19 protein-coding genes are annotated in these 13,736 nt (G+C 65.0%); 14 read left to right on the forward strand and 5 right to left on the reverse strand.

The features are described from left to right. The first annotated feature begins 15 nt into the window (after positions 1-15). From ACYCVF_RS07935 to ACYCVF_RS07990, 12 genes are all read left to right on the forward strand, one after another. A complete protein-coding gene (locus tag ACYCVF_RS07935; protein WP_459603241.1) occupies positions 16-282 on the forward strand; it encodes an AbrB/MazE/SpoVT family DNA-binding domain-containing protein in 267 nt (88 codons plus the stop codon). Further along, complete coding sequence (locus ACYCVF_RS07940; protein ID WP_459603239.1) at positions 279-665, forward strand: type II toxin-antitoxin system death-on-curing family toxin; 387 nt, start codon at positions 279-281, stop codon at positions 663-665. The genes ACYCVF_RS07935 and ACYCVF_RS07940 overlap by 4 nt, the downstream gene beginning before the upstream one ends. Positions 666-762: 97 nt before the next feature. Next, positions 763-915, forward strand: a complete 153-nt coding sequence (locus ACYCVF_RS07945; protein ID WP_008546229.1) for an aa3-type cytochrome c oxidase subunit IV — start codon at positions 763-765, stop codon at positions 913-915. A gap of 157 nt (positions 916-1,072) precedes the next feature. After that, positions 1,073-2,200, forward strand: a complete 1,128-nt coding sequence (locus ACYCVF_RS07950; RefSeq protein WP_459603236.1) for a Re/Si-specific NAD(P)(+) transhydrogenase subunit alpha — start codon at positions 1,073-1,075, stop codon at positions 2,198-2,200. Positions 2,201-2,211: 11 nt separating this feature from the next. Further along, positions 2,212-2,529 carry a proton-translocating transhydrogenase family protein gene (locus ACYCVF_RS07955; RefSeq protein ID WP_061024947.1) on the forward strand — a complete coding sequence of 106 codons (318 nt, stop codon included), beginning with the start codon at positions 2,212-2,214 and terminating at the stop codon, positions 2,527-2,529. A 39-nt stretch (positions 2,530-2,568) separates the two neighbouring features. Beyond that, on the forward strand, positions 2,569-3,966 hold the full coding sequence (locus ACYCVF_RS07960; protein WP_459603234.1) for an NAD(P)(+) transhydrogenase (Re/Si-specific) subunit beta: 1,398 nt from the start codon (positions 2,569-2,571) through the stop codon (positions 3,964-3,966). 14 nt (positions 3,967-3,980) lie between these two features. Then, the gene (locus ACYCVF_RS07965; protein ID WP_459603232.1) at positions 3,981-4,151 is read left to right on the forward strand and encodes a hypothetical protein; all 171 of its coding nucleotides are present in this window, start codon (positions 3,981-3,983) and stop codon (positions 4,149-4,151) included. Positions 4,152-4,173: 22 nt separating this feature from the next. Further along, positions 4,174-4,971 carry an alpha/beta hydrolase gene (locus ACYCVF_RS07970; protein ID WP_459603402.1) on the forward strand — a complete coding sequence of 266 codons (798 nt, stop codon included), beginning with the start codon at positions 4,174-4,176 and terminating at the stop codon, positions 4,969-4,971. Positions 4,972-5,068: 97 nt separating this feature from the next. Beyond that, the gene (locus ACYCVF_RS07975) at positions 5,069-6,403 is read left to right on the forward strand and encodes a sodium:proton antiporter (RefSeq protein ID WP_459603401.1); all 1,335 of its coding nucleotides are present in this window, start codon (positions 5,069-5,071) and stop codon (positions 6,401-6,403) included. A 49-nt stretch (positions 6,404-6,452) separates the two neighbouring features. Beyond that, a complete protein-coding gene (locus tag ACYCVF_RS07980; protein ID WP_459603230.1) occupies positions 6,453-7,550 on the forward strand; it encodes a calcium:cation antiporter in 1,098 nt (365 codons plus the stop codon). Between the two features lie 10 nt (positions 7,551-7,560). Beyond that, positions 7,561-7,845 carry a cupin domain-containing protein gene (locus ACYCVF_RS07985; protein WP_459603228.1) on the forward strand — a complete coding sequence of 95 codons (285 nt, stop codon included), beginning with the start codon at positions 7,561-7,563 and terminating at the stop codon, positions 7,843-7,845. 93 nt (positions 7,846-7,938) lie between these two features. Further along, positions 7,939-8,895 carry a hypothetical protein gene (locus ACYCVF_RS07990; RefSeq protein WP_459603226.1) on the forward strand — a complete coding sequence of 319 codons (957 nt, stop codon included), beginning with the start codon at positions 7,939-7,941 and terminating at the stop codon, positions 8,893-8,895. A gap of 21 nt (positions 8,896-8,916) precedes the next feature. Here ACYCVF_RS07990 and ACYCVF_RS07995 read toward each other — a convergent pair whose 3' ends face one another. Together ACYCVF_RS07995 and rpsU are read right to left on the reverse strand one after the other, a co-directional pair. Further along, positions 8,917-9,567, reverse strand: a complete 651-nt coding sequence (locus ACYCVF_RS07995) for a tetratricopeptide repeat protein (RefSeq protein ID WP_459603224.1) — start codon at positions 9,565-9,567, stop codon at positions 8,917-8,919. 126 nt (positions 9,568-9,693) lie between these two features. Next, on the reverse strand, positions 9,694-9,990 hold the full coding sequence (gene rpsU, locus ACYCVF_RS08000; protein ID WP_063694066.1) for a 30S ribosomal protein S21: 297 nt from the start codon (positions 9,988-9,990) through the stop codon (positions 9,694-9,696). A 264-nt stretch (positions 9,991-10,254) separates the two neighbouring features. Here rpsU and aqpZ point away from each other — a divergent pair, with 264 nt between their 5' ends. After that, on the forward strand, positions 10,255-10,977 hold the full coding sequence (gene aqpZ, locus ACYCVF_RS08005; RefSeq protein ID WP_459603221.1) for an aquaporin Z: 723 nt from the start codon (positions 10,255-10,257) through the stop codon (positions 10,975-10,977). Between the two features lie 37 nt (positions 10,978-11,014). On the opposite strand, the gene ACYCVF_RS08010 is transcribed toward aqpZ, so the two are convergent. Together ACYCVF_RS08010 and purE are read right to left on the reverse strand one after the other, a co-directional pair. Continuing rightward, positions 11,015-12,121, reverse strand: coding sequence for a 5-(carboxyamino)imidazole ribonucleotide synthase (locus ACYCVF_RS08010; RefSeq protein WP_459603219.1), 1,107 nt, complete (start codon positions 12,119-12,121; stop codon positions 11,015-11,017). Next, on the reverse strand, positions 12,118-12,606 hold the full coding sequence (gene purE, locus ACYCVF_RS08015; protein WP_459603217.1) for a 5-(carboxyamino)imidazole ribonucleotide mutase: 489 nt from the start codon (positions 12,604-12,606) through the stop codon (positions 12,118-12,120). Before purE ends, ACYCVF_RS08010 begins: the two co-directional genes overlap by 4 nt. 142 nt (positions 12,607-12,748) lie before the next feature. Here purE and ACYCVF_RS08020 point away from each other — a divergent pair, with 142 nt between their 5' ends. Then, positions 12,749-13,474, forward strand: coding sequence for a GGDEF domain-containing protein (locus tag ACYCVF_RS08020; protein WP_459603215.1), 726 nt, complete (start codon positions 12,749-12,751; stop codon positions 13,472-13,474). Between the two features lie 2 nt (positions 13,475-13,476). On the opposite strand, the gene ACYCVF_RS08025 is transcribed toward ACYCVF_RS08020, so the two are convergent. Beyond that, positions 13,477-13,728 (reverse strand): hypothetical protein, encoded by a 252-nt coding sequence (locus tag ACYCVF_RS08025; RefSeq protein WP_459603213.1) that lies wholly within the window; start codon positions 13,726-13,728, stop codon positions 13,477-13,479. Positions 13,729-13,736 lie beyond the last annotated feature (8 nt).

Below are 13,736 nucleotides of genomic sequence, written 5' to 3' on the forward strand. Positions count from 1 at the left end.
TAACGAGGTGCGGCCATGAACGAGAATGCGGACTCCAAGGATCTGAAGAGCGAGTCCACCGTGCTCCAGGTGCGCAAGATAGGCAATTCGATCGGCGTCATCTTGCCGAAGGAGCTCGCGGCTCGTCTGAATCTCAAAGAGGGCGACAAGCTGTTTCCGGTCGAGCAATCGGACGGTGGCGTCTTGCTGACGCCGCGTGACCCCGACTTCGAAAAAGCGATGGAAGTCGCGCGCCGAGGTATGAAGCGTTATCACAACGCCCTCGCCGAGCTTGCCAAATGAGCGAGCCGTTCTGGCTGACGCGTCGGATCGTCGTTGCGATCCACGACGAACAGCTGGCGATCCATGGCGGTGCAAGCGGCCTTCGAGACGAAGGCATGCTCGAATCCGCGCTCGATCGGCCCAGAAACAGATGGTCTTACGAGAGCGCCGATCTTCCTGAATTGGCGGCGGCATACGCTTTCGACATCGCGCGCAATCATCCGTTCGTCGACGGCAATAAACGCACGTCTCTGCTGGCGCTGTACACGTTTCTCGGTGCGAACGGCATCGACTTCGTTGTGCCCGAGGCAGAAGCGGCAGCCATCATCCTCTCACTTGCTGCCGGCGAAGTCAGCGAGGAGAGCCTTGCGCGCTGGATCCGCGACAATTGGGATTCCAAATGAGCCGATTTGCGGGAAAACCCCGCCTGCGTGCCGTTGCCCTGCCCGAAGCTTTGCGGTATTGCCACCCAAGAATTCGACTTTCGACTGGGGACAATCCATGGCTGACCATAGCGAAGTGGCGTACACCACCGCCGACGGCAACGACTACGTTGCCCACGAGCAGACCTATGAGGGCTTCATCAAGCTGGTGAAGTACGGCACGGTCTCGGTCGCGCTCATCGTGATCCTGATGGCGATCTTCCTGACCTGACCTGACCTGACCTGACCTGATCGATCGCCTGCCGCACCGCCAGCGCCGTCGGTGCCCATAAAATTTGCATCTAAGCCGGATTGAAAACCGGTATCCAACGTTGCGGGAGTAACGCTAAGTTCGCGTGCGCGCTTTTTCCCGCGTCGCCGGAGGGCCCATGAAGATCGCCGTTGCCAAGGAAATCGATCCGTCGGAGCCGCGTGTCGCCGCTTCGCCTGATACGGTGAAGAAGTTCAAGGCGTTGGGCGCCGAAATTGCCGTGGAGCCGGGCGCCGGTGTCAAATCGGGTCTGCCGGATTCGGAATTCACCGCCGTGGGCGCCACCGTCAGCGCCGACGCGCTCAAGGACGCCGACATCATCATCAAGGTGAAGCGTCCTGAAGCTTCCGAGCTTGCGCAGTACAAGCGCGGCGCGCTCGTCATCGCGATCATGGATCCCTATGGCAACGAGGCCGCGCTGAAGACGATAGCCGATGCCGGGGTCTCCGCTTTTGCGATGGAATTGATGCCGCGCATCACGCGCGCGCAGGTGATGGACGTGCTGTCGTCGCAGGCGAACCTCGCCGGCTACCGCGCCGTGATCGAGGGCGCCGAGGCCTTTGGCCGCGCCTTCCCGATGATGATGACCGCGGCCGGCACCGTGCCCGCCGCGAAGGTGTTCGTGATGGGCGTCGGCGTCGCCGGCCTGCAGGCGATCGCGACCGCGCGCCGTCTCGGCGCCATCGTGACCGCGACCGACGTTCGCCCAGCGACCAAGGAACAGGTCGAATCCCTCGGCGCGAAATTCCTCGCCGTCGAGGACGAGGAGTTCAAGAACGCGCAGACCGCCGGCGGCTATGCCAAGGAAATGTCGAGGGAGTACCAGGCCAAGCAGGCCGCGCTCACCGCCGAGCACATCAAGAAGCAGGACATCGTGATCACGACAGCGCTGATTCCGGGCCGGCCCGCGCCGAAGCTCGTCAGCGCCGAGATGGTCAGGTCGATGAAGCCGGGCTCGGTGCTGGTCGATCTCGCCGTCGAGCGCGGCGGCAATGTCGAGGGTGCGAAACCCGGCGAGGTCGTCGATCTCGATGGCATCAAGATCGTCGGCTACACCAACGTCGCCGGCCGCGTCGCGGCCTCGGCCTCCAGCCTCTACGCACGCAATCTGTTCTCCTTCATCGAGACCATGGTCGACAAGAAGGAGAAGAAGCTCGCCGTCAACTGGGACGACGAGCTGGTCAAGGCCACCGCGCTGACGAAAGACGGCGCCGTGATCCATCCGAACTTCCAGCCGAAGGTTTAAGGAGAGCCGCCATGGAGCATGCAGCACAGCTCGTCGACCCCTTCATCTTCCAGCTGTCGATCTTCGTCCTCGCCGTCTTCGTCGGCTATTTCGTGGTGTGGTCGGTGACGCCGGCGCTGCATACGCCGCTGATGAGCGTGACCAACGCGATCTCGTCGGTGATCGTGGTCGGCGCGCTGCTCGCGGTGGGGGTCGGCATGGTTTCGAGCGGCTCGGGCTGGGCGCGCGGCTTCGGCTTCGTCGCGCTCGTCTTCGCCTGCGTGAACATTTTCGGCGGCTTCCTCGTCACCCAGAGGATGCTGGCGATGTACAAGAAGAAGTCGAAGTGAGCGGCCACCTCGGGCTGAAGGGATCAATGGGGACCTGAGATGAGCGCCAATCTCTCTGCATTCTTGTATCTCGTGGCGGGGGTGCTGTTCATCCTGTCGCTGCGCGGGCTGTCGAGCCCGGCATCGTCGCGCCAGGGCAATCTGTTCGGCATGATCGGCATGGCGATCGCGGTCGCCACCACGCTCGCAAGCCATCCGCCGGCCGACGGTGTGGCGTGGATCCTGGTCATCCTCGCGGTCGCGATCGGCGGCGGCCTCGGCGCGGTGATCGCCCGCCGCGTGCCGATGACCTCGATGCCGGAACTGGTCGCCGCCTTCCACTCGCTGGTCGGCATGGCCGCGGTGCTGGTCGCGGCCGGCGCGTTCTACGCGCCCGAGGCCTTCGGCATCGGCACCCCCGGCAACATCCATCCGCAGAGCCTGGTCGAGATGTCGCTCGGCGTCGCCATCGGCGCGCTGACCTTCACCGGGTCGGTGATCGCGTTCCTGAAGCTGTCCGCCCGCATGAGCGGTGCGCCGATCCTGCTGCCGTTCCGCCACATCATCAACATCGCGCTGGCCCTGGCGCTGGTGTTCTTCATCGTCGGCCTCGTGCTGTCAGGCAGCGCGTTCGACTTCTGGATGATCGTCATCCTCGCGCTGGCGCTCGGCGTGCTCATGATCATCCCGATCGGCGGCGCCGACATGCCGGTCGTGATCTCGATGCTGAACTCCTACTCCGGCTGGGCCGCCGCCGGCATCGGCTTCACGCTCGGCAATTCCGCGCTGATCATCACCGGCGCGCTGGTCGGCTCCTCAGGCGCGATCCTGTCCTACATCATGTGCCACGCGATGAACCGGTCCTTCATCTCGGTCATCCTCGGCGGCTTCGGCGGCGAGACCGCCGCGGCCGGCGGCGGCACGGGCGAGCAGAAGCCGGCCAAGCTCGGCTCGGCCGACGATGCCGCCTTCATCATGAAGAACGCCTCCAAGGTCATCATCGTGCCGGGCTACGGCATGGCGGTGGCGCAGGCCCAGCACGCGCTCCGCGAGATGGGCGACATCCTAAAGAAGGAAGGCGTCGAGGTGAAATACGCCATTCATCCCGTCGCCGGTCGCATGCCCGGCCACATGAACGTGCTGCTTGCGGAAGCCAACGTACCTTACGACGAGGTGTTCGAGCTCGAGGACATCAACTCCGAATTCGCGCAGGCCGACATCGCCTTCGTGATCGGCGCCAACGACGTCACCAACCCGGCGGCCGAAGAGGACAAGACCTCGCCGATCTACGGCATGCCCGTGCTCCAGGTCTGGAAGGCCGGCACCGTGATGTTCATCAAGCGCTCGCTCGCCTCCGGCTATGCCGGCATCGACAATCCGCTGTTCTATCGCGACAACACCATGATGCTGCTCGGCGACGCCAAGAAGGTCACCGAGAACATCGTCAAGGCGATGTAGCGCGTGAGGGGATCGTGGCCATCAACGAGGAATGGCACCGGTCCCATCCCATGCCGCCCAAGGCGACGCGCGCGCAGCGCATCGCATGGCATGCCGCCCACAAGGCGGCGTGCGGCTGCCGTGACGTCCCGGCGAGCCTCCGGCCCGATGTCATGAAATTGCTGCGGAGCCGGCGCAAGCCCTGAGCCGGAGACCGGCCGCACAATGATGACCATCGTCAAGTGGAGCGCCATCGTACTGGTGACCGTCTATTCCGTCGGTCTCCTCGTGCTGTATGCGCGCCAACGCGAGATGCTGTTTCCGATCCCTCCCGTCGGGCGCACCGCCCCCGCCACCGTGGGCATGCCCGAGGCGGAAGAGCATGTCCTGACCACGTCGGACGGCGAGAAGGTCATCGTCTGGCACGTGCCCGCGAAGCCCGGCCGTCCCGTGATCCTGTATTTTCCAGGCAACGGCGACTATCTCGCCGGTCGCATCAGCCGCTTCAAGGCAATGACGGCCGACGGCACCGGCCTCGTCGCGCTGTCCTATCGCGGATATGCCGGCTCGAGCGGCGCGCCGAGCGAGCAGGGGCTGCTGACCGATGCTGCGGCCGCTTATGCTTTCACCACTGCGCGCTATGAAGCGGAGCGAATCGTCGCGTGGGGCTTCTCTCTGGGAACGGGCGTGGCCGTTGCCATCGCCTCGGAGCACCGCGTTGGAAAACTCATCCTGGAGGCGCCCTATACATCGACAGCCGACATTGCGGCTTCGTCGTTCTGGTTTGTTCCGGCGCGTCTCCTGATGCGCGATCCGTTTCATTCGGACCAGCGCATGGCGCGCGTCATGGTGCCGCTGCTCGTCATGCATGGCACCAATGATCTTGCCATTCCGATCGCGTTCGGAGAGCGTCTGTTCGCACTCGCCCGAGAGCCCAAACGGTTCGTTCGCATGGTGGGCGGCGGGCACGACGATCTCGATCAGTATGGCGCAATCGAAACGGCGAGAGATTTCATTGGCAGTTGACAGTTCGTTTGCACGTCGCGGTTCCGCGGTCGCCGCCTTCTGCTTCACGCTTCTGCCGCAGAATGCGCTTGCGGCGACCGGGCTCGATGGTGCTGCGATGCGCTGGCCCTATGCGCTGCCCTTTGCCGGCCTGTTGCTCTCGATCGCATTGGGGCCGCTGCTGTTCCCAAGGATCTGGCATCATCATTACGGCAAGATCACTGCTGCCTGGGCTCTGCTGGCGCTCGCCGCGCTCGTCGTCTTTGCCGGGAGCACGGCGACGCTGGCGGCGCTCGTCCATGCCATGCTCGCCGAGTATCTCGGCTTCATCGTGCTGCTGTTCTCGCTTTATGTCGTGGCCGGCGGCATTCTGATCACCGGCGACATCAGGGCGACCCCGGCGACCAATTTTGGCATCCTTGCGCTCGGCACATTCGGGGCGAGCATCGTCGGCACCACGGGTGCCGCGATGATCCTGATCCGTCCGCTGATCCGCGCCAACAGGCCGCGCCGTCACAACGCCCATGTCGTCATCTTCTTCATCATCCTGGTCGCCAATGTCGGGGGCGCGCTGAGCCCGCTCGGCGATCCCCCGTTGTTCGTCGGCTTCCTGCACGGGGTCGACTTCTTCTGGACCACGCGGACCATCTGGCTGCAGACCGCCGTCGTGGCCGGACTGCTGCTTGCCATCTTCGTCGTCATCGACGTCTGGCGTTTCCGGAGCGAGCCGCCGGCCGACGATACAGGCCGCGGGGAGCCGCTGCGCATTCGCGGCCTCGTCAATCTCGTGCTGATCGCGGCCATCGTGGCGAGCCTGCTCGCGTCGGCGGTGTGGAAGTCCGGCATCGCGTTCGATATTTTCGGCACCAAGCTGGAACTGGAGGACGTCTCGCGCAATCTTGCGCTGCTGGCCATCGCGGCGCTGTCGGTATGGCTGACGCCCGATGAGCACCGGCAGGCCAACGGCTTCACCTGGGAGCCGATCCGCGAGGTCGCAAAACTGTTCGCGGGCATTTTCGTGGCCATCATCCCGGTCATTGCCATGCTCAATGCCGGCCATCACGGCGCCTTCGCCTGGCTGTTGTCGGCGGTGACGGCGCCGGACGGTGCGCCGCGCGAGGTCGCCTATTTCTGGTTCACCGGCCTGATGTCCGCGTTCCTCGACAATGCGCCGACCTATCTCTTGTTCTTCGAACTCGCCGGCGGCGACCCGCAGGTGCTGATGCACGAGCTCTCGGGCACGCTGGCCTCGATCTCCATGGGGGCCGTCTACATGGGGGCGCTCACCTATATCGGCAATGCGCCGAACTTCATGGTGAGCAGCATCGCCAGCGAGAGCGGCGTCAAAATGCCGAGCTTCTTCGGCTATTTCTTGCGCGCCGGCGCCGTGCTGATCCCGCTGTTCCTGCTGCTGACGCTGCTTCCGGTGGCGCCGATCATGCACTGGCATTGAATCTCGCGCCCGATTTGCTACTGCTCATTCAAGCAAATGGAAGCGGTGGATGAGCGCGCATAGTCCGATGCCCCGGTCGGCCTGGATATTCCCGGCGCTCGCCGTGCTGTTGTTCGCAGCCGTCAGTGCGACGGACTACGTGTTCACGCTGTCGCTCGGCGGGCTCGTCTTCGCCATTGTCCTTCTCGTCATCCTGTTCGGCACCGTGTTCGCCGCGGTTCACCATGCCGAAGTGATCGCGGAACGGGTCGGCGAACCTTACGGCACGCTGGTTCTGACGCTCTCGGTGACCATCATCGAGGTGGCGCTGATCACCACGATCATGCTGGGCGACAAGCCTGCCCCGGCACTGGCGCGCGACACCGTGTTTGCCGTGGTCATGATCGTCTGCAACGGCCTCGTCGGCCTCTGCATCTTCATCGGCGGCCTGCGCTACCGCGAGCAGGGTTTTCAGCTCTCCGGCGCCAACGTCTATCTCAGCGTCCTGTTCGCGCTCGCGACCATCACGCTGATCCTGCCGAACTACACCACCACCACGCCCGGCCCGGTCTATTCCGCGGTTCAGCTCGGCTTCGTCGACGTGGTCACGCTCGCGCTGTACGGGGTGTTTCTCTACACCCAGACCGTGCTGCACAAGGACTATTTCGTCCACGATCGGGGAGACGGCGGCAACGGCGAGGCGCATCTGTCGGGCAGGATGCTGGCGCTCAGCGTCGTGCTGCTGCTGGTTGCGCTGCTGGCGGTCGTGCTGCTCGCCAAGAAATTCTCGCTGGTCGTCGACGCCGTCGCGGCCAAGATCGGCGCGCCGCCGGCCTTTACGGGACTTCTGGTCGCGCTGCTGATCCTGATGCCGGAAGGTCTTGCGGCCGTGTCGGCGGCCCGCAAGAACGACCTCCAGAAGAGCATCAACCTCGCACTGGGGTCCTCGCTGGCGACCATCGGGCTGACCATTCCGGCCGTCGGCGTTGCCACCTACGCGCTCGACAAGGAGCTCGAACTCGGTCTCAACGCCCAGGGCAGCGTGCTTTTGCTGCTGACCTTCTTCCTGAGCATGCTGACCTTCGGCACGGGCAGGACCAATGTCCTGTTCGGACTGGTCCATATGGTGGTATTTGCCGTCTACGTATTCATGGTGTTCGTGCCCTAGGGGAATTCCGATGCTTGCTGCCAATTCCGAAGTTCAGGTCGACAATGAACAGGTCCGGGTGACGGAATGGCGCCTTCCGCCGGGCAGCGCGACCGGCCATCACACCCACGGGATGGACTATGTGATCGTTCCGGTCGTCGCCGGCGAGATGACCATCGTGGCGCCCGATGGCGAACGGTCCAAGGCGCAGCTCGCTGCCGGGAAATCCTACTTCCGCAAGGCCGGTGTTCAGCATGACGTGCTTAACGAAACCTCAACCGAGATCGTGTTCCTTGAAATCGAGCTGAAACCGTAGGTTAGCGTTCCTGTTTGCCATCGATCCGTCGCAGTTGATCCCTCACAATGCCCTAAAGTTCCCGCATCAGATCGCGCGGGGAGTGGCCGAGAAATGCTGAAATACCTCGCTAAAATCTCGATGGATATTTTCCCCTCGGTGCTCGCGACGATCATCGGGGCTTACATCGTCAATCATTACATCAACGCCAAGCCGGCGGCCGATTCCCCCGCGGCCGTGGTTGCGCCCGCCGATGCCGGCCATAACGGCAAGCCTGCTGATGTCGCCAACCTTCCTGCGCCCGGCGTCAAGGCCAAAGGCATCTCCGAGAAGAGCGTGACCGACAAGCCGGCGCCGGACAAGGCGGCCGACCACCAGCCGGTCGCCGAGCCCAAGGGGTCGGAGAAGGCTGCCGAGAAGGCTCCCGACGAGACCCGAGCCAAGCCTGCCGCCCGTGAAAAGGCGGTCGCCAAGTCCACGCCGACGTCCACCCCCGCCGTCACCGCGCCCGCTCCCGCTACCCCGGTGGTCGAGGCCAATTCGGCACCAGCCGCTGTCGCCCCGGCCGCAACCCCTGATGCCAACGATCTCGCACGTGCTGCGATCGAGCGCCTGCGCAAGTCGCCCGAAGGCAGAGCCGCCGAGGCCAAATCCTCAGAAGGCAAGCCTGCCGAGGCGAGGTCGTCCGAGGCGAAGCCAGCCGAGAGGCCGGCGGAGCCTGCGGTGCGGGAGGCCGCCCGCACGCCGGAGACCCCGCGGGTCGTTGCTGTGGAGCCGCCCCCGGTCCGTCCGCTGCCGCCGCCGATCACGGTTTCGACCCCTTTACCTGAGGCCTATGGCAATGGTGGCGCAAATCCGCCCTACACCGCCTCGATCGGCAGCGACGATCCGAATCGGGTCACGCCACCGGCTGACATTCCCGTGCCGGTCATAGCGCCTCCGCTCGATCTGCGTGCCGATGCCGGTGCCACCATGCCGCGGCCGAAGAAGACGAACGTCGCCGACGAGATGCTGTCGGGCATGAAGTCGATGTTCAACGCCGTTCTGCCGAAGAGCGCCACCCCCGATTGAGACTGCGCGCTGCGCCAATCCTCAGCCGCCGACGCGGGCGAGGCCGCTGCGGGCGGCGTCATCGCGTGGACGAAGCGCGACGGCCCTGGTGTAGGACGCCGCCGCCTTGGCCCTGTCGCCCAGCCGCTCATAGACCTGTCCGCGCGTGGTCCAGACCTGGGCGTTGGCCGGATCGGCCTCCGAGGCTTCATCGAGATCGGCTGCGGCTTCCTTGACCTTGCCGAGTGCGAGATAGCTGTTGGCGCGGCCGAGCAGCGGCTCGACCTTTTGCGGGTTGAGTCCGCTCGCGGCGCTGAAATCGGCGATCGCGAAGTCGTGCTGGTTGTTGCCCTGGTAGATCAGGGCCCGGCCGTAAAGTGCCTGCGCATTGTAGGGATCGAGCCCGACCGCGCGATTGAACTCATCGAGCGCTGCCGCGGTCGCGCCTGATTTGGCCAGGGACTGGGCCTTTGCCGTGTGGGCCTGAGCTTCGTTGACGTTGCCGGCGCTCACCGTGCTCTCGGGCGGCGCGGCGGCCTTGGGCGCTTCCTGCGGCTTGTCCTTCTCCGGGAGCAGCGATCCCAGATCGAAGGAGCAGCCGCCTAGCGTGATCCCCATCAAGGCCAAGGCGAGCGGCTGCTGCCAGATCCGGCGTCGTCCGACCAAGCCGCGCTGAGGGAAAGGAGAAGCCATCTACGGTTCGCTCGCGCCGGTGCCGCATCGTTAGTGCCCCGTTCCAGGAAGGCACCGTTCACAAACAATAACGCGGGCCAGGGGCCCGCGTCATCGAAAACTGAACTCTTGCTAAATGCCGGACGATCAGCGCGGTGGGCGCGGACCTGCGCCGGGGCCGCCACGGCCACCGCGATCTCCGCCGGGACCGGCGCCGAACACCGGCTTCGGCTTCATCGGCAGCAGGCCTTCGCGCTGCAGCTTCTTGCGGGCCAGCTTGCGCGCGCGGCGCACGGCTTCGGCCTTTTCGCGGGCCTTCTTCTCGGACGGCTTCTCGTAGTGACCGCGGAGCTTCATCTCGCGGAAAATCCCCTCGCGCTGCATCTTCTTCTTCAGCGCCTTGAGGGCTTGATCAACATTGTTATCGCGAACGAGAACCTGCACGCGGCATCCTCTTTAGGTGGATCGGATTTGAATTCTGGTAAGACGAAGGGGATGGCGAAAACGCGCAAGCCCTTAACCTTGAGCGCGCGGATGTATCAGACAAAACCTCGGATGTCCACCGGCCAAGCGGGATTTCGGGCCAAGTTCGGCCATTAAATGCGGCGAAAATACCTCCGTGTGGCCTCGATTTGGGCGATTCGACGCCGACCGCGGGGCCGCGACCGGAGCTTCGTTCCGGAATCTTTGCAAACAGGGGACCTCCCAATGGACATGAAAAAATACGCTGCCGAAGCCATCGGCACCTTCTGGCTCACATTCGCGGGCTGCGGAAGCGCAGTGATCGCCGCCGGCTTCCCCCAGGTCGGCATCGGCCTCGTCGGCGTCTCCTTCGCCTTCGGACTGAGCGTGGTCACCATGGCCTATGCGATCGGCCACATCTCGGGTTGCCATCTCAATCCAGCCGTCACCGTCGGTCTCGCCGCCGGCGGCCGTTTTCCTGCGGGTCAGGTCCTTCCTTACGTGATTGCACAGGTGGCGGGCGCGATCGTCGCTGCGTCGATCCTCTACGTCATCGCGAGCGGGGCGCCCGGATTCGACGTCGCCAAGGGCTTTGCCTCCAACGGTTATGACGCGCATTCGCCTGGCCAGTACAGCATGATCGTGTGCTTCCTCACCGAGGTGGTGATGACCATGATGTTCCTGTTCATCATCATGGGCGCCACACATGGCCGCGCGCCGGCGGGCTTCGCACCGCTCGCGATCGGACTCGCGCTGGTGATGATCCATCTCGTCAGCATCCCCGTCACAAACACTTCGGTGAACCCGGCGCGCAGCACGGGCCCGGCACTGTTCGTCGGCGGCTGGGCGCTCGCGCAGCTCTGGCTGTTCTGGGTTGCACCGCTGATCGGTGGCGCGCTGGGCGGGGTGATCTATCGCTGGCTCAGCGAGGAGCCCACCGGCGTCGTCGCAGGCGTGAAGACGGCGTGATTGCAAGGCGGGATCGCAGGCCGAGGCCGCGGTCCCGCTACTCGCTTGTGGTGGGGCGCACTTCGGTGACGTGGCCCATCTTGCGGCCTGGGCGCGGCGCGCCCTTGCCGTAGATGTGCACGGTCGCGCCCGGCACGCTCAGCCATTTTTCGTAATCGTTGATCTCGTCGCCGATCAAATTGGTCATCGTGACGACGTCGCCGTGGCGCACCGGCTTGGCGAGCGGCCAGCCGGCGATGGCGCGGATATGTTGCTCGAATTGCGAGACGGAGGCGCCATCGAGCGTCCAATGGCCGGAATTGTGCACGCGCGGGGCGATCTCGTTGACCAGCACCTTCGGTCCGGTGCCGTTGGCGAGCACGAACATCTCGACAGCGAGCACGCCGACATAGTCGAGCGCGCTCGCGATCTTTTCGGCGATGCTGCGCGCTTCCTCGGTGAGCGCGTCGGGGATCGGCGCAGGCGCGCGCGATATCTTCAGGATGTGGTCGCGGTGCTCGTTCTCGGTGACGTCGAAACACTCGACCTGTCCTGCGGCCGAGCGCGCGGCGATCACGGATATCTCGCGTTCGAACGGCACAAAGGCCTCCAGGATCGCCGATTTGGTGGCGAGGCTGGTCCACACCTTGGTGATGTCGTCGCCCTCGCGGATGATGGCCTGGCCCTTGCCATCATAGCCGAAGCGGCGGGTCTTGAGCACGGCCGGCAGGCCGATTCTGGCGATCGCCTCGCGCAGCGAGGAGACGGAGGTGACGTCGGCATAGGCGGCAGTGCCGATGCCGAGCCGGGTGACAAAATCCTTCTCCGCGAGCCGGTCCTGGGTGGTCTCGAGAATCTTGCGGTTGGGCAGCACCGGGCGGCGCGCATCCAGCACCATCGCGGCGGCCGACGGCACGTTTTCGAATTCGTAGGTGATGACGTCGACGTCGTTGGCGAACAGCTCGAGCGCCTCGACGTCGGCATATTCGGCGCAGGTGGCGTTCAGCACGACGTCGAAGGCGGGCGAATCCGGATCGGGCGAGAACACTTGGCAGCGCAGGCCGAGCCGCGCCGCCGCCATGGCCAGCATCCGCCCCAATTGTCCGCCGCCGAGGATTCCGATGGTGTCACCGGGCTTCAGCTTCACGTGCCTGGTGTCAGTCACGCCTTGTCCTCCGGGCGCTCGGCAACAGCGTCAGTCTGCGCCTTGCGCCAGGCGGCGAGGCGATCGGACAATGCCGGGTCGGACAATGCCAGGACGGCAGCCGCCAGCAGCGCGGCGTTGATCGCGCCGGCCTTGCCGATGGCGAGGGTGCCGACCGGGATGCCGGCGGGCATTTGGACGATCGAATAGAGCGAATCGACTCCCTTGAGAGTCTTGGATTCGACGGGAACGCCAAAGACCGGAAGTTCCGTCAGCGCCGCCGCCATGCCGGGAAGATGTGCGGCGCCACCGGCGCCCGCGATGATGACCTTGTAACCCGCGGCCTTGGCGCCCTTGGCGAAGGCAAACAGCCGGTCGGGGGTGCGGTGTGCCGAGACGATGCGGCTGTCGGCGGCAATGCCGAGCGCGTCAAGCGTGTCGGCGGCATGCCGCATCGTGTCCCAATCCGACTGGCTTCCCATGATGATGGCGATCGGCGCGGTCATGAGGTCAATTATGCCCGGAAAAACAGAAAGATAGGCCAGATTAACGGGTCCGGCCGGCGGCTCGCAAGGCGGTGGCAAGGAGAAGGGAATCCACTATCCTGTCTTGGTGAATCCCCGCAAGCCTTCATTGAGCAGGATGCCCATGAAGAAACCGAAAAGGGCGACCGCTGCGAAGGCCAAAAAGGGCCGGAAGACCGGTGCCCGCCGATCCAAGGCCGCTGCCAAGCCGCTGACCAGGCGTCCGGCGAAGCCCGCGCGGCGCGCCGCGGCGGGGGACGATCGAGCCAGAGAAAACGTCAGGGCGACAATCCGGAGCTTGCGCGCCAAGCTCAAGGAGACGCGGCGCCGGGTCGTGGAACTGGAAGCCGCGGCCGACACCGACTTCCTGCTTGAAATTCCAAACCGGCGCGGCTTCGAGCGCGAGCTCGCGCGCGCCATCGCCTATATGAAGCGCTACCGCGCCAGCGGGGCGCTGATCGTTCTCGACGTGGATCGGCTGAAGCCGATCAACGATTCCTTCGGACACGCCGCCGGCGACGAGGTGCTCAAGGCGATTGTCGCCACGCTGACGCGGCAGGTCCGCGCCTCCGACGTGGTCGGTCGGCTCGGCGGCGACGAGTTCGCGTTGCTGCTCTGGAATCTCAGCGAGACCGATGCCAAGGCCAAGGCCGCGGCCTTCGAGCAGGCGATCGACGATTTGTCCTTCGTCTTCCGCGGTCAACACGTGACAGCGGGCGCCTCCGCCGGCGTCGCGCTGCTGGGGGCGCAGTCCGACGCAGGCCGCGCCCTGGAGGAGGCGGATGCCGCCATGTACGTGCGCAAGGCACGGCGGCGGCACGAACCGCGGATCAGGCTGGTCGGCAGCTGAGCTTACAGCGCCACCAGATCCTCCGGCACGTTGCCGAACTTCCGCAGCAGCCTGGCGTCGCCGAATTCGCCGGTCATGGGATCGCCGCTGCGGCTGAACGCGACCGCGCCGATGTGGCCGGCACCATGGGCCAAAATCTCGGCGCGCCGCAACGCGGCAGCCGAAGTCTGGCACTCCTCGGCAGCGCCCGCGACCGGCGAACCGTCGGCATCGATCAAAAAGGGCATTGCAACGTAGTAGGTCACATCCGACATGGCGTTGC

Source organism: Bradyrhizobium cedriense, assembly GCF_054602315.1.

What these genes read in the sequence shown, in the direction of transcription:
- ACYCVF_RS07935 (WP_459603241.1), top strand. Translation starts at nt 16, where the DNA reads ATGAACGAGAATGCGGACTCCAAGGATCTGAAGAGCGAGTCCACCGTG.
- ACYCVF_RS07955 (WP_061024947.1), top strand. Translation starts at nt 2,212, where the DNA reads ATGGAGCATGCAGCACAGCTCGTCGACCCCTTCATCTTCCAGCTGTCG.
- ACYCVF_RS07940 (WP_459603239.1), top strand. Translation starts at nt 279, where the DNA reads ATGAGCGAGCCGTTCTGGCTGACGCGTCGGATCGTCGTTGCGATCCAC.
- ACYCVF_RS07945 (WP_008546229.1), top strand. Translation starts at nt 763, where the DNA reads ATGGCTGACCATAGCGAAGTGGCGTACACCACCGCCGACGGCAACGAC.
- ACYCVF_RS08025 (WP_459603213.1), bottom strand. Translation starts at nt 13,728, where the DNA reads ATGTCGGATGTGACCTACTACGTTGCAATGCCCTTTTTGATCGATGCC.
- ACYCVF_RS07980 (WP_459603230.1), top strand. Translation starts at nt 6,453, where the DNA reads ATGAGCGCGCATAGTCCGATGCCCCGGTCGGCCTGGATATTCCCGGCG.
- aqpZ (WP_459603221.1), top strand. Translation starts at nt 10,255, where the DNA reads ATGGACATGAAAAAATACGCTGCCGAAGCCATCGGCACCTTCTGGCTC.
- ACYCVF_RS07990 (WP_459603226.1), top strand. Translation starts at nt 7,939, where the DNA reads ATGCTGAAATACCTCGCTAAAATCTCGATGGATATTTTCCCCTCGGTG.
- ACYCVF_RS07985 (WP_459603228.1), top strand. Translation starts at nt 7,561, where the DNA reads ATGCTTGCTGCCAATTCCGAAGTTCAGGTCGACAATGAACAGGTCCGG.
- ACYCVF_RS07995 (WP_459603224.1), bottom strand. Translation starts at nt 9,567, where the DNA reads ATGGCTTCTCCTTTCCCTCAGCGCGGCTTGGTCGGACGACGCCGGATC.
- purE (WP_459603217.1), bottom strand. Translation starts at nt 12,606, where the DNA reads ATGACCGCGCCGATCGCCATCATCATGGGAAGCCAGTCGGATTGGGAC.
- ACYCVF_RS07960 (WP_459603234.1), top strand. Translation starts at nt 2,569, where the DNA reads ATGAGCGCCAATCTCTCTGCATTCTTGTATCTCGTGGCGGGGGTGCTG.
- ACYCVF_RS08020 (WP_459603215.1), top strand. Translation starts at nt 12,749, where the DNA reads ATGAAGAAACCGAAAAGGGCGACCGCTGCGAAGGCCAAAAAGGGCCGG.
- ACYCVF_RS07970 (WP_459603402.1), top strand. Translation starts at nt 4,174, where the DNA reads ATGACCATCGTCAAGTGGAGCGCCATCGTACTGGTGACCGTCTATTCC.
- ACYCVF_RS07975 (WP_459603401.1), top strand. Translation starts at nt 5,069, where the DNA reads ATGCGCTGGCCCTATGCGCTGCCCTTTGCCGGCCTGTTGCTCTCGATC.
- ACYCVF_RS07950 (WP_459603236.1), top strand. Translation starts at nt 1,073, where the DNA reads ATGAAGATCGCCGTTGCCAAGGAAATCGATCCGTCGGAGCCGCGTGTC.